This window comes from Serratia sp. DD3, from assembly GCF_000496755.2.
In genome coordinates, this window is sequence record NZ_AYKS02000071.1 from 392,397 (window position 1) to 410,784 (window position 18,388).

The 18,388-nt window shown below is 43.5% G+C and carries 15 protein-coding genes and 2 pseudogenes; 7 read left to right on the top strand and 10 right to left on the bottom strand.

The features are described 5' to 3' along the window. Positions 1-31 precede the first annotated feature (31 nt). Both IO95_RS14270 and IO95_RS14275 read right to left on the bottom strand, forming a co-directional pair. Positions 32-991 (bottom strand): glycyl-radical enzyme activating protein, encoded by a 960-nt coding sequence (locus IO95_RS14270; protein ID WP_037385729.1) that lies wholly within the window; start codon positions 989-991, stop codon positions 32-34. A gap of 94 nt (positions 992-1,085) precedes the next feature. Then, a complete protein-coding gene (locus IO95_RS14275) occupies positions 1,086-3,617 on the bottom strand; it encodes a formate C-acetyltransferase/glycerol dehydratase family glycyl radical enzyme (protein WP_051791242.1) in 2,532 nt (843 codons plus the stop codon). 277 nt (positions 3,618-3,894) lie between these two features. On the opposite strand from IO95_RS14275, the gene IO95_RS14280 reads away from it, so the two are divergent. Then, positions 3,895-4,635 carry a sulfite exporter TauE/SafE family protein gene (locus IO95_RS14280; protein ID WP_037385820.1) on the top strand — a complete coding sequence of 247 codons (741 nt, stop codon included), beginning with the start codon at positions 3,895-3,897 and terminating at the stop codon, positions 4,633-4,635. A 390-nt stretch (positions 4,636-5,025) separates the two neighbouring features. Here the strand turns inward: IO95_RS14280 and IO95_RS26115 are convergent. The 4 genes and pseudogenes from IO95_RS26115 to IO95_RS14300 all read right to left on the bottom strand — a co-directional run. After that, positions 5,026-5,239, bottom strand: a pseudogene (locus IO95_RS26115) (IS256 family transposase); the annotation flags it as partial. Positions 5,240-5,301: 62 nt separating this feature from the next. Beyond that, entirely contained in the window at positions 5,302-7,308 is a 2,007-nt protein-coding gene (locus IO95_RS14290; RefSeq protein WP_037385732.1) for an alpha-glucosidase, read from the bottom strand. A gap of 186 nt (positions 7,309-7,494) precedes the next feature. Then, positions 7,495-8,544: a TRAP transporter substrate-binding protein DctP gene (gene dctP, locus IO95_RS14295; RefSeq protein ID WP_023492130.1), complete on the bottom strand. Its 1,050-nt coding sequence runs from the start codon at positions 8,542-8,544 to the stop codon at positions 7,495-7,497. A gap of 68 nt (positions 8,545-8,612) precedes the next feature. Then, positions 8,613-9,122, bottom strand: coding sequence for a YgjV family protein (locus tag IO95_RS14300; RefSeq protein WP_037385735.1), 510 nt, complete (start codon positions 9,120-9,122; stop codon positions 8,613-8,615). A 183-nt stretch (positions 9,123-9,305) separates the two neighbouring features. Between IO95_RS14300 and IO95_RS14305 the strand changes: the two genes are divergently transcribed. The 4 genes and pseudogenes from IO95_RS14305 (at position 9,306) to IO95_RS14320 (ending at position 12,307) form a co-directional block, all read left to right on the top strand. Beyond that, positions 9,306-10,169 (top strand): LysR family transcriptional regulator, encoded by an 864-nt coding sequence (locus IO95_RS14305; RefSeq protein WP_023492748.1) that lies wholly within the window; start codon positions 9,306-9,308, stop codon positions 10,167-10,169. Positions 10,170-10,229: 60 nt separating this feature from the next. Then, positions 10,230-10,460 (top strand): annotated as a pseudogene (locus IO95_RS14310) (hypothetical protein); the annotation flags it as partial. Between the two features lie 213 nt (positions 10,461-10,673). Next, positions 10,674-10,997 carry a helix-turn-helix transcriptional regulator gene (locus IO95_RS14315; protein WP_023492708.1) on the top strand — a complete coding sequence of 108 codons (324 nt, stop codon included), beginning with the start codon at positions 10,674-10,676 and terminating at the stop codon, positions 10,995-10,997. Continuing rightward, complete coding sequence (locus tag IO95_RS14320; protein WP_037385738.1) at positions 10,991-12,307, top strand: type II toxin-antitoxin system HipA family toxin; 1,317 nt, start codon at positions 10,991-10,993, stop codon at positions 12,305-12,307. The genes IO95_RS14315 and IO95_RS14320 overlap by 7 nt, the downstream gene beginning before the upstream one ends. Positions 12,308-12,553: 246 nt before the next feature. On the opposite strand, the gene rimI is transcribed toward IO95_RS14320, so the two are convergent. Both rimI and IO95_RS14330 read right to left on the bottom strand, forming a co-directional pair. Continuing rightward, complete coding sequence (gene rimI / locus IO95_RS14325) at positions 12,554-12,997, bottom strand: ribosomal protein S18-alanine N-acetyltransferase (RefSeq protein WP_023492689.1); 444 nt, start codon at positions 12,995-12,997, stop codon at positions 12,554-12,556. Next, complete coding sequence (locus IO95_RS14330) at positions 12,948-13,379, bottom strand: DNA polymerase III subunit psi (protein WP_023492688.1); 432 nt, start codon at positions 13,377-13,379, stop codon at positions 12,948-12,950. The genes rimI and IO95_RS14330 overlap by 50 nt, the downstream gene beginning before the upstream one ends. 153 nt (positions 13,380-13,532) lie before the next feature. Between IO95_RS14330 and rsmC the strand changes: the two genes are divergently transcribed. Continuing rightward, the gene (rsmC, locus tag IO95_RS14335) at positions 13,533-14,573 is read left to right on the top strand and encodes a 16S rRNA (guanine(1207)-N(2))-methyltransferase RsmC (RefSeq protein WP_023492687.1); all 1,041 of its coding nucleotides are present in this window, start codon (positions 13,533-13,535) and stop codon (positions 14,571-14,573) included. Between the two features lie 327 nt (positions 14,574-14,900). On the opposite strand, the gene IO95_RS14340 is transcribed toward rsmC, so the two are convergent. Next, on the bottom strand, positions 14,901-15,281 hold the full coding sequence (locus IO95_RS14340; RefSeq protein WP_023492932.1) for a helix-turn-helix domain-containing protein: 381 nt from the start codon (positions 15,279-15,281) through the stop codon (positions 14,901-14,903). A gap of 840 nt (positions 15,282-16,121) precedes the next feature. Continuing rightward, entirely contained in the window at positions 16,122-16,502 is a 381-nt protein-coding gene (locus tag IO95_RS23560; RefSeq protein ID WP_023492931.1) for a helix-turn-helix domain-containing protein, read from the bottom strand. A 789-nt stretch (positions 16,503-17,291) separates the two neighbouring features. On the opposite strand from IO95_RS23560, the gene IO95_RS23565 reads away from it, so the two are divergent. Continuing rightward, positions 17,292-18,146 (top strand): winged helix-turn-helix domain-containing protein, encoded by an 855-nt coding sequence (locus tag IO95_RS23565; protein ID WP_051791244.1) that lies wholly within the window; start codon positions 17,292-17,294, stop codon positions 18,144-18,146. Positions 18,147-18,388: the final 242 nt, after the last annotated feature.

Sequence of the window (18,388 nt, forward strand, 5' to 3'; positions counted from 1 at the left end):
CACTATCACTTAGCATTTCTATTTGTTCTATCTAAACCGCTTCAGTTTGCTCTTTCGTTCCCACTGAGCAGCGAATACCGCGTTGATTAAAGTAGTTGGCAATGTCACTCACTCGAGCCTGAAATTCATGACGGTCGAATAGCAGCGATTTCATTTTGTAAGGCAAACCCAACGACTGATACTTTTCTTCACCCAAGCGCATAAAACTGAGCAGTTGCAAGATGTTTACTCGACCATTGAGTTCCTGCTCGATAAAATCAGCGGTGGCTGAAATATTGGCATCATCGTCATTGATACTTGGTATCACAGGAATTCTTAAAATCAGCTCTTTATCGAGTTTACTAAGCGCTTTTAAGTTATTAAAAATCTTACGATTATCAACACCGGTGTATTTCTTATGCTTGGCACTGTCCATTAACTTGAGATCAGAAATAAACAGGTCCGTATAGGGCAGAACCTTTTCAATCCGGTTCCAATTGACATGGAAGCTCGACTCAAGACAAGTATGGATGCCCTCTTGCTTACAGGCTTTGAACAACTCAACCACAAAATCACTTTGCAGCAGAGGTTCTCCGCCAGAAACCGTCACACCACCGCCTGAGCGGTCATAAAATCCGCGGTCTTTGCGTATCAGCTCCATGCACTCGTCGACAGACATCGACTCGCCCCACTGTTTTATTGCTTCCGAAGGGCACTCTTCGACACAGTGCAAACAACTGGTGCATTGGTGTCTATCGATTTGCTGCAACATCGCGTCTGAATAGATCAGCATTTTGTTATCAGGACAGACATCAAAACACGAGCCACAATGCTCAGTGGAAATACATTTGTTGTGGTATACGCCTACTTCAATATCACGTTTAAAGCTTTCAGGGTTACCACACCAATCACAGCGCAAAGGGCAACCTTTAAGAAATATTTCAGTGCGAATACCTGGCCCATCATGCAGCGTGAACCTTTGGATATTTAGCACTATCGCCTGATTTGACACAATTCACCTCAACCTTGTGTTAAAACGTGAAAACCCAAACCACTTTTTAGCCTGCATACTATTGGGCAATGGTTTGGGTATCACTATGGGTTAATTAGAATCGTAGTTCTGTACGTTGGATCAAATCGTCCTGCAGCGGTCTACCAAGCTCGACAAAGTAAGCGCTATAACCAGCTACTCGCACCAACATATCGCGGAAAAGTTCTGGATTCTTTTGCGCTGCGCGCATTTTTTCCGAACTCATGATGTTGAATTGCACGTGCATACCCTGCTTACCCATGTACTCATCAACAAAGCTCAACAGAATATCGCGTCCTTCAACGCCGGAAACCGCATCTTCAGGGAAACGCAAATTTAGCAGCGTACCGTTTGTCGCCAAGCTATGGTCGACTTTGGTTACTGAGTTGATCACTGCCGTTGGGCCGCTAATATCGTGTGAGCCACCCGCGGTGTGCACAGGTCCCATATTGTCAGAGATAGGCTCACCGTTTTTGCGTCCATCCAATGACGCGTTAGTGTATAGCCCCATCCCTACGTTAGCGTTTACAGTGTAAACACCTGGGCTGAACTTACCACCACGTGGATTTTGGCGACCTTTAATATGACGACAGTAACATTCGAACATGTAGTTAAATAGCTCATCCGCTTCGTCGATATCATTGCCATAGTGTGGGATCTTTGAGCTATTGACCAACGCATACAGTTTTTGGTGACCATCCCAGTTATCTTTTACTGCGTCTAACAGCTCTTTACCTGTGTATTTCTTATCATCAAACATTAGCTTTTTGATGCTTGCCAATGAGTCTGCACAGCTTGCAATACCCGCAGCTTGTGGTGCTGTGCCATTGTATTTAACGCCACCATAAGTCATGTCTTTACCTGACTCGATACACCCTTCAAAAAACGCTGAAATGTAAGGCGTTGGTTTTATCATGCGATGCATCTTGTCGGTAATATTGAGGCAACTACACAGTTGGTCACACCAATAAGCAAACTGCTTGTCCACACTCTCTAACACGTCCTCAAACGATTGATAAGTTTCAAGGCTGCCAGTATCAGGGCCAAGCTGCATCCCAGCATTAGGACCAGACAAAATACGACCGCCGTTGATCACCATTTCCATCATTTTTACGGTGTTAACATAGCCCGCATCAAGCCAACCGTGCTCTTTACCAGGAATCGTCGGTTCAACACAGCCAACAACCGCATAATCACGCGCTTCTTCAAGCGTAACACCTTTACCTAACATCGCTTTAATTGCTGGACCATCATTGAACAACTTCGGATGACCGTAGCCTGCGCGAATACATTCAATGGTTTTGACTTTAAGCTCATAGGGCGTTTTGTCGTGCAAACGCACACACACCCATGGGTTCATCATGCGAGTATGCACTGACGCTTCAAGCATCAGCATTGTCAGATCGTTGGTTGCATCATTGCCTTGCAGATCAACGCCGCCAATGGTCAGGCTTTCACCACCAAAGCCGCGACCATTGCGCACTTTCACCGTGCCTTTGTCTTTCAGCTTGGTTGGGTTGTTCATCTTAACGTAAAGCACTTCCAGCACTTCTAAAACGAACTCTTTTGCCACGCCATTTTCAGCGCGATCTTTGGCATAGAACGGCAGCATCCACTGGTCCATACGACCGTAAGAAATTGAGTGGCCATTACCTTCGATTTGCGTCATCGTCACGGCAAAGTTAAACAACTGAGCCGCTTGCCAAAATGTTTGCGGTACGCCACCAGCAATTTGGTAACAGTTCGCCGACATCCCTTGCAACTCTTGCTTACGAGCTTCATCAGTCGCGGCAAACGCCATATCTTCAGCTAGCAGTGCGTAACGTGTGATGTATTTAATTGCTGCTTCTAGCGCAATGATCGTTGCGGTGTAGTAATCACGCTTATCACCATAATCTGGATCTTGTTTTGACAACTCTGCAAAAGCTTGTTTTGCCTGCTGCAATACGCCGCTGTAGCCAAGCGTCATCAGCTTGTTGAAATCCATTGCGAAGTGACCAATACCAGCGAAGTGATAGTTGTTGGTTTGGAACACTTTCTCACCCATGTGAGAGCCTTTTTTCTGATCATCATCTAAGTTCGCCGTGATGAACTCATTGGCACTCTTGCCTTTCCAGTAAGCGCACAACTCAAGAATCTCAGCACGCTCTTGCTCATTACGAATATAGAACTGATCGTTTGGGCGCTCTTCAAATGGCGAGTTAAGAATTTCATCAATGATCCAGTCTACCGAGAACTCAGGGTAAATTGGTGATGCTTTAGCAGGCGCTGCAATCTCACCAAGAATCAAATCTTCTTCGTAGATGTGCAACGTACTGTTAAGCAGGATATTTTGAAACGCCAATGCACATTGAACGATACGCGGCATGGTTTCATTGTCACGATACGCTTCTGTTACTAAACGCAATCTTTCAACATCAATGTCGTATGGGCGATCTAAAAAAGTTTGGCGCAGACGATTTACGCGTGGGAACGGAGACCAATCCGCATGCCCCACTTCGTAACCCAAACCATAAACCTTATCAAATGCCTCTGTACCTATTGCATCAGTGCGGGCGGTTGTTTTTAGTTCAAATAACGTCTCTTTGTCTGCTTGGAAGTTTTCCATAGATAACCTCATAAAATAAAGAATCAAAATGCCAATGCTCAACTCTTTGAACCAACTAGGCGGTTCAAAGTCACTATTTAAACATTGGCATTTTGACTGCACGCAATACCCGAAACTACTGAGGTTTATTATACGAAAGAGGTAGACGTTGTATGGGAGGATGGTCACAAAGCGAAACGATGCAGACAAAAAACAACAAAATGTGACACAAATAATGGTAATTAATTATAATAAATCTATAGTAATCCTACATTCACTAAGCTCTAAACATGGATTTATGGACACCACGATAATTCTTATTTCGCTGATCATAGCACTAGCAGGCTTTACTCAAGGCTTGACTGGCTTTGGCTCAGCACTCGTTTCCGTACCTTTACTGTCACTCATTGTTGGTGCTCAAACGGCAGTTCCTATTGCGGGTATTTTCGGCTGGTTGGTGACGCTACCAATCGTGTGGAAAATGCGACATTCTATTCAACGCCAAACAGGTTTGATCTTGTTTGCAGGCTCAGTACCGGCTTCTTTTGTCGGCGCAAAACTGCTGGCAAGCATGCCATCTCAGTACATTCTATTGACGATGGGGGCAGTATTAATTATTTCTAGTATCCACTCGCTACGCGCGACTAAGCCTTTGTTTAAAAAGGCTTCCGTGCCATTAACTGTTGGTGTAGGCTTTACTTCAGGCGTGCTTGGGGCGAGCGTGGGTGAGTCAGGTCCACCAGTAATTGCATACACATCAATGCAGCCTTGGACAGCAGACCAAACTAAGTCGACACTAGCGTTCTTCTTTATGCTGCAAATGATCGGTGCCAACGTTAGTTTCTGGAATGAAGGGTTATTTACTGAGCAAGTTATCTCACACGTTCTGTCGGCAATACCAGCGTTCGTGCTTGGTTTAACTGGCGGTATGATTGGCTACCACTTCCTACAGAAGTACAAAATCAATTACCACAAAATCGTGCACAGTTTCTTGTTAATGATGGGCTTGATGCTGGTGTTCAAAAATGTAAGTTTTTAGACATTTTGGTGATTTGATCAGTTCTTGGTAAAACGGCACTCCTGTTGAGTGTCGTTTTTGTTTTTTGTTATGTGGTTGCTAGCTCAATAGGTTTCATCGCTAGACTCAAGCTCTCAGGTGTTGAACACTAACCTTCAACTATGCGGTAATCATCACTAAGCTCGAATATTGTCATTCTTGCGCATGCGGGAATCTCGCTTTTAGTGTTGTTTGGTGATGCTTAAAATTGTGGTATGGGCATGTCACCGAAGTGGCCCCCAATTTTCGGACATAACTTTAAGTGATTGATCTGTTTTGATAGTACCCAACAATACAGGGACAGATTATGACTAGAAAACGTAGAAACAACTCTCCTGAATTTAAAGCCAAGGTAGCACTCGATGCGGCTCATTCAAAAGCGCCAGTGGGTGTTTTGACTGTTTTTTGGTTGAGCCATTTTTCCGGTTGGCTTCAATGTCTTGAGCCAGATGTGAATCAAGTTCAGCAGCCAAAGCAGCTTCCGTCAACTGTTTGATTAACGGCGTTAAAATGCTATCTTTTCCCGTTAAGGCTTGGCCATCCTGAAGTCTTTCAGGGCTTTATCGAAATCGAAGGGTTGGGAAATGTGTCATTCCTTTTTGGATATATTACTGGAATGACACAGGATTTCTAACACTCCCCAATTAATTAGAATTGCTTGATAGCGGCTAGCAGCTCAGCATCTTGGGCTTGTTTGCGGAAGAATACTGGTGGTTGTCCAATAGGTGCATCAACCTTAATCCAGCCACCAGTGAACGTTTCACCAGTCCATATATGTACCCATTCATCCTCAGGTAGGTAAATCTCTTTCACTGTTTCGCCTTGGTTGTAAACCGGAGCCACCATCAAATCGCGACCAAACAGATATTGGTATTGAATTTGATACGCTTCAGAGTCTTGATCGTAGTGCATAAACAGTGGGCGTTGAACTGGCATACCTTTAGTTGCATTCTCTTCTACCGCTGCTTTGATGTACGGCATAAGGTGCTTGTAAATCTTAGTCATACGTGCAAAGTGGGCTAGCGTATCTGTATCCGTATCAAATTGGTGATTATCATCTGGTCGATTGCCTTCATGAGTGCGCATTATTGGCGTAAATGCTGCCATTTCCGCCCAACGTTGAAACAACTCTTTAGAACGCGTGTTACCATGCAATGTTGTGTAGCCACCGATATCACTGTGGCTAATACCATTACCCATTAGACCAGCAGAGAGCGCAGCTGGAATGACCGATGCTAAACCGTCATCTTTTTCCCAAATTACTGATTGATCACCTGCCCAGAGAGTGTGACAGTAACCTTGGATACCAGTAGCACCAGCACGCATGAAGAACAGAATGTCGTCAGTTTTGCCAGCTTCTTCAATCGCTTCATGCTGTATTTTTGCCCAACGGTACGGCCATTTGTTGTGCTCAATTTCAGCACTAACACCGTTATAGAGCGAGCAGTCTGTTGGTAGATATTCACCAAAGTCCCCCATCCAACCATCAAGACCGAAATCGATCATGTTCTGCTTGATAACACCCTTGTACCATTCACACGCTTCAGGGTTCGTAAAGTCAACCACGCCACACTCAAACTCACCAAAGTCTACAACGTATTTTGAACCGTCTTTTTTTGTTGCTAGGTAGCCTTTCTCAAACCCTTCCTTGTACAGCGGGAAATCTTCCAATACGTAAGGGTTGATGTAGCCTAGGAAGCGAATACCCTGCTCTTTTAACTGGTGAATCTTAGCATCTAGACCAGGGTAAAGAACCTTGTTCCACTGCCAATCCCACTGCAGACGCTTACCAAATGAAGTCATTTTGATGCCTTGCCAGTCTTGACACCAAACACCGGCAACTTCAATCCCAGCCGCTTTGGCTGCTTCAACTTTTGCAATTGTGATGTCGGTCCCCCCCTGAATACCAAGGATCACACCATTGTAAACCCACTCAGGCAGTGCTGGTTGACGTCCAAATACGCCAGTAATATTGGTCATCAGTGCAGGGAATGACTCTTCGGCATCAAACAGTAGATACTCCGGAATATTCCAACATTGCAACTCATGATAGTCAGCGTGAGTAAAATCGAAATCAGCGTAAGCGCACGTTTCTAGATGGCAGAAGTATTTTTTATCAGAAACAAACGTTGGTTGTGGGTAGTTTGTGGTGTAATAATCACCGCCCGCCTTATCTTTAACATCTGCTTGCCAAGTTGTGTAAGTATTTTTGTTACGACCAACCCCTGGTTCAGAACTCCATAGTGGGAAGCTTTTGCCACGAAGATTGAGGTAGCTTAGTTGTTCGCCACAGCCGTACACCGATTCTGATTCACTTGCTGCAATACGAACCCAAAAACGGTTGTACTTTTCATCAAATGCAGTGAATTCAACTTTAAGGCGTGCCTCTGCCGTTTCAAATATCCTAGCTTGCAATACAGCCTCACCATCAAGACTAAAAGTAACGACGACGTCATCTGAGTTTTCTGTGATTGCGAATTTCTTCAGCGGTAAACGCTCTGACACATAATCAGAAATATCAAAGTTACCGCGGTACATATCAAAAGTGCCTTGCCCAATACCTAGGTACAAAGAGGGGCTAACTTGTGAGTGTTCAAATACAGTTCTGTTTTTGTGGCTAATGGTAAAACCTGATGGCGTTTGGATAAGTTTCATTCGAAAATCTTCTGCAATAGAGATAAAATTTTGGCGCAACCTGGGTGTTCACCCAAGGAAAAAGCCTTCGGTGTGCTGCGCCTAGCTAGCGTATAGATGAAATTTGTTGCTCTTAACGAATTGACGCTGCAATAAGATTGCTAGTGAACACCGCTACAGCGTCAATCGAGTTAGATTAGGTACTGATTACTTAAATTGGATGTCGTATTCTGCTTTGATCTTCGCTTCACACATTTTGATTTCGTTCTCAAAACGTTCTAGCCATTTCTTACCTTCCGGGCCTGTCTCTTTCAAAAATTCTTCTCTAACAGGTGCCGCAGCCGTAACAAATGCTTGTTTTTCAGCTTCTGTTGGGCTGTAAACTTTACCGCCAGCTTTCTTGAATTCTTCATACGCTGTGTATTCGCGGTGTTTAGGGTATGAACGTAGGTATTGGTTTTGTGCCGCGATACCATCGATTACCACTTGTTTTAGCTCATCCGGGAGCGACTTAAATTTCATGTCGTTGAATACCCAAGCGCCGCCCATGTAACCGTGACCATCAAGGATTATGTAATGGATACTTTCATGGAACTTGTTCATGATGATATCTACGATACCGTTTTTAGTACCGTCAACCATACCCGTTGAAAGTGCTGTGTACACTTCTGGCCATGCGATTGGTGTTGGTGCACCGCCAAGTGCTTTAACAAGGTCTTGCTGAGTTTTTGCCGGTACCGTACGAAGTTTTAGACCTTTTACGTCACCCGGTACTTTTACTTCTTTCTTGGTTGTTGCGATGTTACGCCAACCGCCAGAGTTCGATACTGCCATTAGACGCACGTTTGGTGCACGTTGCATGAGCTCTTTACGCACGTCCGCAATGAGTTGTTCGTTGTCGTACACACACTCTGCTACGCGGTCATTTGGTAGTAGGTATGGCAGGTCGAATGCACCAACTGGTTGCCAGAAACCGCCTAGCTCAGGAATCGTTGTTTGGAAGTAATCGAACATACCCGCTTGTACCCCAGCGATACACTCTTTTGCGTTGGCACACAGCTGACCTGCGGGGTAGATATCAACTTGAATTTTACCGTTAGAACGAGACTCTACATAATTCTTCAATACAAGTAGCGATTGGTGGTTGTAGCTATCTGCTGTCGTTACGTGTGGAATAGTTAGTTTGTAATCCGCTGCGTTTGCAGCACCAGCCGCAAGAAGAGATGCAGTGGCAAGGCCCAGTAGTGTTTTCTTCATGTTGTTTCCTTACTCATTATTGGTGCGGCTCATTTATTAGGGCAAAGAGCCGTGGGACTAATTGAGAATTAATTTGTCTGTATTTGTATTTTTTGTTGTTTTTTTAACCTAAAAATGGTGATTGAGAGCATAGTCGCGTTAAACATATCGTTTAGTAAGCCACCATAAGATCCAACCAAGACCGCATTGACCATCCAAGTTAAGGTGCAAATCAGGAATGCAATTCGCATTCGCATGCCTTCGGCAATAAACAGTGCGTAGCAACTAATGATTGATGCAATCGCCGGTAACACATCACGTGGCTCTGAGTAGAAATAAACACTCATCGCTATCTGCACCGCAAGGAACAGGTAAAAGACTTTAAGTCCTTTATATTTCAATGAAACTAGCGCACGGAACGAGTTTATTAATAAATTCAACCCAGCCACGACAGCGCCAAGCAAGGTATAGTGAATTGAGAACGTCAAACAAGAGAGGCAGATAACAGCTCGCATGCGATTGTCGTTAGTTGTAAATGATGCAAATAGGTTTAAACCTAATGCCACAAATCCCAATGCTTGAACCAGTGTCTCATTCATCTAATTTTCTACGCTCAACTTTTGTTTTCAATTTCGCTCAATACAATTCTTGGCAAAAAATATATATAAAGTTCAAGAGCTTATAATTGCAAGGGTTTGTCGTTTTTCTTACGCGGATTGACTATAAATTACATATTCGATTAGTTATAATGAATAAAATTCAGCTTTCGATTCCAAACCAGAATGGATACAGATTTACTTCGCACTTTTTGCCAACTTGCCGATGACAAGAACTTCCGTGTTGCCTCGCAACACCTCTATATCACTCAATCCGCGCTAACTAAGAAGATTCAGCGCCTCGAAGAACAGCTAAAAGTTTCATTATTTGAACGCGGTCGACATGGCGCAGAATTAACCCCCATGGGTAAGGTTCTCCTGCCAGAGGCAAAGCGGGTTCTTAAAGGCTTTGAATCATTTCAACGCTTAGCAACCTTCGTTGCTGAAGGTACCTCCGGTCATCTTAATATCGGCTTTGGTATCTCTTCTTTCCACGAAGCGCCAAACTATATTGCTAAGTTCAAGCAAGATTGCCCCGATGTTCACGTCACGCTTAATGACTACCCTTCTCACCAACTGGTTGAAGAGCTGCAATTAGGTAACCTGCAACTGGGTTTTGACCGTTTATCAGTCGATCCGCCGCTTAAAGCTATCCCGCTATACTCGGACCGCCTGGCCATCGCGATTCATAATGAAGAGATGTTAAACTTTGATGATCTGTGGGCCTCGCTTAGTCACTACAACTATCTAGGCTTGAGTCGTGATAAAAACCCGACCCTTAATAAGCACATCACCAATTATTTATGGGAAGCAAAGCAGCGCCCAGCCGTGTTTGAAGAAGCCAACGACATTGTTACGGCGTTAGCACTGGTTTCAGCCCGTTTGGGTTACACCATCATTCCTGCAAGCGTAGCGCGGATCAGCCAGCCGCATATTCGCTTTATTCCGCTAACAGGCAAACACTCCGTGTGGGAAATTGGGCTACTTTGGAACAGCGAGATCACCGATCCGGTGCGTGAAGCGTTTATTAAGAAAGTGGTCAGCAAGTAAAACCGCTCTCAGCGCTGACTATAAGATAGTAAGCAAAAGCAGGATTGAATAAATAACAAGATGACCTCAATGGACACATTGTGGCTATCTGGCGTCCTTAGCAACAAACAACGTGTTGATGGCAACTACGCATGGCAACAGCGCATCATCAAACTTGCTCGACGCATTATTGATATTGAAATTCGAGCGCGAAAATCTGCACAAGCCAAGGGTAAAGAAGCAGAAGTTGAACAAGCTGTGCCTGCCACCGATGAAGATTTTACTGAAGAAGATACAGATAGTCCCTCCAACAAGCCAACCAGGCTCCCATCACTCAGCCCCTCTCGAAGGGCTTCACACAAACACCACAAAGTCCCTAAAAAGTCACTCTAGCCAATTAAAACCAATTTAATGTAACTAATAAAGGATACTAAATACAATATTTGACAACGCTTGCATAAAGTCCTAAATTAAGACCATTAAGCGAGTAAAATGGCAATAAAGTAACCAAAGTAGAACTTTAAAATGAAAGGCGTGACAGCTACAGCATTAGCAGAAGAGATCGGCGACAGGTTGAAGCAAGCTCGACTAAATCGCGACCTAACACAGTCCGAAGTTGCAGAGCTTGCTGGCATTGCACGCAAAACGGTTTTGAATGCAGAAAAAGGAAAAGTGCAGCTCGACATCATGATTGCGATATTAATGGCATTAGACCTCACAGAACATATTGACCTATTTCTCCCTAAACAAGAAATTTCTCCCTTACAGCTGGCCAAATTACAAGGAAAGAAAAGACAGAGAGCCTCTGGCCAGCGCAGTAACAAAGATGAGGAAACACCAGAATGGTAATGGAAGTCATTAAGATCACTTACCAAGACGATGTCGTTGGCGCAGTGAGTTTTGACACTGAAAAGGGACTTGGGTCATTTGAATACGATCCAGGCTTCGTAAAAAATGGTGTCGAGCTGTCCCCGATCAAAATGCCATTATCGAATCGCATTTATAGCTTTCCCGAGCTGGATTTCAATACGTTTAAAGGACTACCAGGTTTAATTGCTGACTCATTACCTGATGATTTTGGTAACTCGGTTGTCAACGCATGGGTTGCAGGTCAGGGCCGTTCACCAAGTGACATTACACCACTGCAACGCCTCCAATGTACGGGAAAGCGAGGCATGGGAGCTCTTGAATATGCGCCAGCTACACAGTTACGAAGTTTAAATGCTTCACAACAGGTAGAAATCCAATCGCTCGTTTCAATTGCACAAGAAATCTTAGATTCACGAGGTAATTTTGAAGTAGAACTCAAACAAAATGGCCAAGACGATAGAGAGGCAATGATGTCTTTATTATCTGTTGGTATGAGTGCTGGAGGAGCAAGACCGAAAGCCGTATTAGCATTTAATGAAGATTTTACTCAAGTCCGCTCCGGCCAAGCCAAAGTGCCAAGTGGTTTTACTCATTATTTAATGAAATTTGATGGTGTTAGTGAGCACAACAAGAATCATGAAACCTTCGGTGACCCATTAGGTTATGGAGCAATGGAGTTTGTTTATCATTTAATGGCTAACAAATGCGGCGTCGATATGATGCCATGCCGCTTACTCCACGAAGGCAATCGACGACACTTCATTACACAGCGGTTTGATCGAATTAAAAACAGCAAGGTACACGTTCAAACCCTAAACGGTCTTGCCCACGTTGATTATAAAAAGCCGGGGTCATTTTCTTACGCAGAATTATTCGGCATTGCCAGACAGTTGAAGCTTTCCGCTGTTGAAGCTGAGCAGCTATTCAAGCGCATGACGTTCAATATCATTGCGCGAAATCATGACGACCACTCAAAGAACTTTGCCTTTATTCTGAAAAAAGACAAATGGTCTCTCGCACCAGCTTATGATTTAGCCTATAGCTACAAACCAGGCAGTAAATGGGTGAATAACCATTGGATGAGCTTGAATGGTAAAAGAGATAACTTTACACGAAGTGATTTCTATAGCTTAGAGAAACTAAGCCCTATTTTTAACAAAAGAAAGATCGACGATATTATTGATACAACGATTGAGCACGTATCAACTTGGCGTCAGCTTGCTCAGGAATGGGAAGTACCAAAAACACTGATAGATGAAATAAAAGAAAACTTGCGCCTCGATATTTAGTGAGGTGACTATTCCTGCATGCGAAAAAGGATGGCCTCTTATTACGTTTCTGTAGTTAGTCCATCTGCCTATATACCCAAAATCATTCGAGTTGCCTGATAACCCGAGATACCCGGGACAAGCATCTTCATTGAGCTTCGGTAGAGATACGAAACAAAGCGGTAATAAAAAGAGTATTGGCGGCTATTTCCGCCGATTTACCCACCGCTGACAATCAATGGTTGCCAGGTCAAACCCCACGGCTTGTTAACCCAAAGGCAGCGCCATGACTATTGCGTCTTCACGCCCCTTCACTGCCGGGTAGTAGTTATGGCGCACCGTCACCTGGTTAAAACCAAACTCTTCGTAAAGCGCAATGGCAGCCAGATTAGAGGCGCGCACTTCCAACCACAGAGTGGCAATGCCGCGTGCAGTTAACTGTTCGATCACCGCTGTCAACAGGGTGCGCCCTCGCCCTTGGCGTTGCCAGGTGGGGTGAATGGCGATATTAAACAACGTCGCTTCATCAAGCACTATCTGGGTTATAGCGAAACCGGCCATCTGCCCATCCGCTTCCAGTTTCAGGTTAAGGTAACGCTCACCTTGATTACTGGCGAAGGTCGCTGCTGTCCAGGGAAATGCATGGCTGGCTTGTTCAATTTTAAACGCGGTGGCCAGGTCGGCCGTGGTCAGGGTAGAAATCGTGTTCATGATGACAAATCTGCTGCCACAGTGCCCGTTTGGCACCGGCATCTTGAGAAAGCTCGGCCAATGCCGGGCTAAATAACTGAGCACCGGGTACCGCAAGCGGCTCCTCAATGCCCAGCCGCCAACTGTTGCACTTAATATCTTCCGGTAACATGGCCACCTGGTCCGGTGTCAAACCATAGGTTTGTGCCGCTGTTAACCCCAGGCTGCGCAGCACATCACAAAACAGCTCATCATGCGGTTGCGGCAAAACCTGCGCCACCACCAGCAAACGCACCTCCGGTGGCACGCTGACCGCCACTTCCCCCTGTAACACACCAGGACGACGCAATACCCATTGCGTAATGCCTAATTGTTGTAACAGCCAGTCGCGTTTTGCTGCCATGCTGCTCCCCGTGAGTTAAGTGCGTTAGCTATTTTCTGCCGCGTCATGCTAACAAACCCTCAAGCTCTGCGCCATGCTTGCTTTAGTTCTACTCTGCAACTGCCCCCCTTTTAGGTATATAATCCCGGTTCAATTTTGAGGAGCTGAAAACTGATGTCTGCCATGACCCCCGCCAGTGAAGTGATACTGCGCCACAGTGATGAATTTATTAAACGCCGCGTACTGTTCGCTGGTGACCTGCAGGATAGCCTGCCCACCCAATTCGACGCTGCAGATGTGCGGGTTCATACTCAGCAATATCATCATTGGCAGCTACTCAACCGCAGCATGGGTGACAATGCACAGTTCGGCTTGACGGTGGAACCCGAGTTTATCGCCGAATGCGACACGCTTATCTATTACTGGCCGAAGAACAAACCGGAAGCGCAATTCCAACTGTGCAATATTCTGGCTCTACTGCCGGTGGGGATAGAAGTCTTTGTGGTGGGTGAAAACCGCAGTGGGGTGCGTAGCGCGGAACAACTGTTGGCAGGCCATGTTCAGTTAACCAAAATCGACAGTGCCCGCCGCTGTGGGTTATACCACGGCAGCCTAGATGTGCAGACTCAATTTGAGCTAGCGGAGTGGTGGCAAAGCTACCCGATACATGATCTGGAAGTGAAAACATTGCCGGGTGTATTTAGCCGCGATGGGTTGGATGTTGGCAGCGCGCTGCTCCTGTCAACGCTGGAAAAACACCAGAAAGGCAAAGTGCTGGAAGTCGGTTGCGGTGCTGGCGTGGTCGCCGCCGTAATGGCCCGGCTGTCACCGAAATTGAAGCTGACCCTGAGCGATGTGAACGCAGCGGCGGTTGAGTCCAGCCGCGCCACGCTGGCAGCCAACGACATAGCCGGTGAAGTTTTGGTGAGTAATGTCTATTCGGATATCACTGGTCGTTTTGACCTGATTATTTCCAACCCGCCGTTCCACGATGGTTTGGCCACCGACCTGACTGCCGCAGAAATGCTCATCCGTGGTGCGGTAAAACACCTGCCGATTGGTGGCGAATTACGCATTGTGGCCAATGCCTTTTTACCTTACCCGAAGATTCTGGATGCCACGTTTGGCAGCCATGAAGTATTAGCGCAAAATGGCCGTTTTAAAGTCTATAAAGCGACGGTGGGCCGCCCAGCGCGGGAAGCAAAAAAGAGATAATTAATCGGTTCTGCTTTATGACCGAAAGAGCAAAAAAATCGGCCTGTATTGCTCTAATATGGTCTCCGTGTCATTCAAGCTGTAGTAGACGTTTGCGTTTTTCCCCCACTAGGAAGAATGCAAACGTGATTCAATAACGCATCGCGTTTTTACGCTGCAACTTGAATGAACATAGGGATATAAGCACTTTATCTATACCTCATCATGCATAAAAATTTAGGTACCAGCGCCTTAAAATGCAAGCATTACTCTTACCCTTGAATCATAAAAAAATCACTCCCGGATTTTTCGATTAAGGTTTTATAAGAATCTAATCTTGATAACAGCTCAATAAGCATATAGCGACAACACTTGTGAGTCATCTATCTTATAACCCGCCCCATGAACATTAATAATAATGTCATTTTTAACACCCACCACAAACAGCTTTTTGCGCAAATCATTTACTGACTGCCATAAGCGCTGACTAGAAGAAGAAAGACCAAAATCATCCCAAACACTTTCCATGATATTCTCTTTATCAATAAAGTCATCACCACGATTACGCAACAAAAAAGACAGTAACCTTGACTGAGTATCATTCAGTGAGACGATCTTAATAGAAAATGCCATATCTGCACTTTCATCCTGATAACAGATAAGCTTTCTCTTCTCCACGTTGAAAATAACACAGCCATTAATAATAAACCCATAAACTTCAGTTGGCATAGTAAACCTCAAACAGTTCTCAATTTATATTGACAGCCGTGACTTTAATACCACCTGAGAATCACCCTGCCCTTTTGCTTGAGATATATATTAGCCATGCAAGATCGATTCCTTCACTGAATTATCATGACTTATTGTGAGATTTAAAGAATAACTTTAAATACAATGTATTGCGTAGAAACCCCACGCCAACGTTCTTTTTTCTCGCCAAAAGTGACTTTAGTTGATAGATTCAATATAACTGTCTGATTTTAAATTAATTATACCAATTCAGATATTTACCTAACATGCGAAAAAACTTAATAAAATGAGCTATGAAATCCGAATGAAAACCATAAGACATTGAAATTAAATAAAAATAATTCAATAAGGAAATGTCATGAACAAAAGAAAGACTTGAGAAATCTGTCAGTCATAGCGAGGGCTAATATCATAGATTTTTCGCCAATTCAGTTATCGATAACCCGCATCTCTTTAGGAAAACCACCATAAGGTGATTAAAAAAATTCCATAACACCGTGTAAAATGGTCCTTTAAGAGCTAATGTCATCAGTAGCATTGTAACTTGAGTAGCGATAGCCATCTTTTTTAGACCAACAGCTCTATTATTTATCGCCTGACTATTTTATGGGGGGAACAACCATGACTAGGTAAAAATGGGAAAACCAGAACAGTCCTCCCTTCATAAAAAAGTGACAAGCCAAAAAAACAACTCACGATGTAATATTCATATTAATTTATAAATGTGTTTAGCATCCAGTTAGAATATAAAATTTTTGTGATTGGTTGCCCCCCATCCAATGAAAACTTCATCCATAAAACACCTAAAATTTATCAAACTCAGGATATATGTAATAACAATACCTTTGACTCGTCTATCCTGTAACCACTCCCATGAACATTAATAATAATGTCCTCTTCAACCCCTACTGCAGATAATTTTTTACGTAAATCATTTATTGACTGCCACAAACGCTGACTAGAAGAAGAAAGGCTAAAATCATCCCAAACGTTTTTCATTATTGTATCTTTATCAATAATATCGTCCGAACGATTGTGTAGTAAAAATGACAACAATCTTGATTGTGTATCATTCAAGGACACGATCTTAATGGAAAATGGCAATGCACTCCCCTCCTCTTGATACAGTATGAGCTTTCTATTGGAAATATTAAATAAAACGTTACTATTAAGTATAAAACCATAAGTTCTATATGACATAATATATATTAGCTCGGATTTTCACCAGATGAAAACAGCCAGAATAAAGCAACCCTAATACCTATCAGTTTGAACATATTTATCATTATTATAAATAATTTTAATATTATCCTGGCGAAATATTTAAAAACTTCCCGCTCAGGATACAACAACCATAAAAAATTTCCTGGCCAAGTCTCTTCCTCCCTGACATCTATAATAAAGAAAATAAATATCACGACGGTACTGGAACAGTATAGACATAGCATAATCTTTAACAACACCATGGCTAGAACCCATATTCACAACCTTAAAACTAAAAAAATAAGAATAAAAAACTGAAAAATTAAATAAAATTAGATAATTGATTTGATATAATGGACTGATCGCAGTGAAATGATCTTATTTTACTAACAATTAATTTAGTAGCTTTTCTATCTTTTTTTGGGGGTAATGCAGGAAAAAAAACCTTCCACTAAAAAAAATAAAAAATCAAATAAATTCAATAAAATAAAGCATTAATCTTTCTTCCACCTCACATTCAACATAAAGAAGAAATACTATAGTTGTACCCGTAGCTGCAAAAAAAACAACATGGCAACAGCGATCTTCAGTGGTCAATGTTGGTGAAGGGAATAGGCTATCAATTCAGTTCCATCCATTGGGACAATGGGACAATCTCAAAAATTGTCACCGGGTTAGTCAGAGAACCACATAATGCGACAATCAGCGCTGCAACCTGGATAGACTTGAGACTATACTTGATGCAGTAGATCGCGGTTCTTCACATTTTTTTTCAGGCTATTAGAAATGCATACAAAATATATCATTAACGACAGGGTTTTGTTTTCGCCTGATGAGTACAAACTCAGTCCTCTGGCTGTTCGTGGCACAGAGGTTATTTTGCATGCACCAGTCAGCCGATTTTTACATCTTCTATTACTCAAAAACGGTACTATCGTGTCACAGGAAGAGATCTTCAAAGAAGTCTGGGAAAAACATGGGCAACAGGTTGCCCCCAATACGCTCTATCAAAATATCTCCTTATTGCGTAAGGCATTAAAAAAATCGGGCCTGCTTACCCAGACCATTAGAACCTACCCAAAATCTGGTTTTTCATTCCATGGGCAGGTGCAGGTATTGCCGGACGATGAACACCAAAGCATCGAACCGAGTATTGAGCATCAGACAAAAACTAACCAAGAAGTGGACGACACTACTCAAAACAATCAAGAAATCCCAATACAAGCACAACCAGAAATAGAGTTACCAACTGGAAAAAAAAGGGTTATTAATTGGTTAGTCCGCAAAAGCAGCATTCGCAACCTTCATTTTTTTTATATTACGCTAGTAATATTCACACTAATGACACCCATTCTATTGCGTTCCGATACGGAAAGGCGCTTCACACGTGAGTTCCAGATTGTTGGCAGGGTAAATGGCTGCCCTATCTACCTGAGTAATGGCAATAGACGCGTCGATCTAAGTAAGATCATTGAATATCTAAAAGGGCAAAATATCATTTGTAAATCCAATGATTTTATTTTTCTTACTAGACATACACAACATCACAATGATGACGTTATTGCCCTACGCTGTAACTCTGGCAATCAAATAGAACGCTGTTCAAGCCTGTTAACGATACCCCCTTATCTTTATCAATAACCGCGATATGTCGATAACACTGCGTGAACCAAAAACAGCGCATTACCGGCGTCGCATCGCCCAGCCCTGCACCAACAAGAAGATGGCGTTTTTTACAGCAAACGCTGCTAAACCGGGAAATAACGGTTGACGAAACCTGCAAAATCTCTAGAATTCGCCACCGTGGTTGTGTTACTCCGGTAACGTTTTGGTACTGCGAAGGTGGCGGAATTGGTAGACGCGCTAGCTTCAGGTGTTAGTGT

Excerpts from the sequence above, each read along its gene's own strand:
- IO95_RS14275 (WP_051791242.1), bottom strand. The coding sequence starts at position 3,617 with ATGGAAAACTTCCAAGCAGACAAAGAGACGTTATTTGAACTAAAAACA.
- IO95_RS14280 (WP_037385820.1), top strand. The coding sequence starts at position 3,895 with ATGGACACCACGATAATTCTTATTTCGCTGATCATAGCACTAGCAGGC.
- IO95_RS14290 (WP_037385732.1), bottom strand. The coding sequence starts at position 7,308 with ATGAAACTTATCCAAACGCCATCAGGTTTTACCATTAGCCACAAAAAC.
- dctP (WP_023492130.1), bottom strand. The coding sequence starts at position 8,544 with ATGAAGAAAACACTACTGGGCCTTGCCACTGCATCTCTTCTTGCGGCT.
- IO95_RS14300 (WP_037385735.1), bottom strand. The coding sequence starts at position 9,122 with ATGAATGAGACACTGGTTCAAGCATTGGGATTTGTGGCATTAGGTTTA.
- IO95_RS14305 (WP_023492748.1), top strand. The coding sequence starts at position 9,306 with ATGGATACAGATTTACTTCGCACTTTTTGCCAACTTGCCGATGACAAG.
- IO95_RS14315 (WP_023492708.1), top strand. The coding sequence starts at position 10,674 with ATGAAAGGCGTGACAGCTACAGCATTAGCAGAAGAGATCGGCGACAGG.
- IO95_RS14320 (WP_037385738.1), top strand. The coding sequence starts at position 10,991 with ATGGTAATGGAAGTCATTAAGATCACTTACCAAGACGATGTCGTTGGC.
- rimI (WP_023492689.1), bottom strand. The coding sequence starts at position 12,997 with ATGAACACGATTTCTACCCTGACCACGGCCGACCTGGCCACCGCGTTT.
- IO95_RS14330 (WP_023492688.1), bottom strand. The coding sequence starts at position 13,379 with ATGGCAGCAAAACGCGACTGGCTGTTACAACAATTAGGCATTACGCAA.
- rsmC (WP_023492687.1), top strand. The coding sequence starts at position 13,533 with ATGTCTGCCATGACCCCCGCCAGTGAAGTGATACTGCGCCACAGTGAT.
- IO95_RS14340 (WP_023492932.1), bottom strand. The coding sequence starts at position 15,281 with ATGCCAACTGAAGTTTATGGGTTTATTATTAATGGCTGTGTTATTTTC.
- IO95_RS23560 (WP_023492931.1), bottom strand. The coding sequence starts at position 16,502 with ATGTCATATAGAACTTATGGTTTTATACTTAATAGTAACGTTTTATTT.
- IO95_RS23565 (WP_051791244.1), top strand. The coding sequence starts at position 17,292 with ATGCATACAAAATATATCATTAACGACAGGGTTTTGTTTTCGCCTGAT.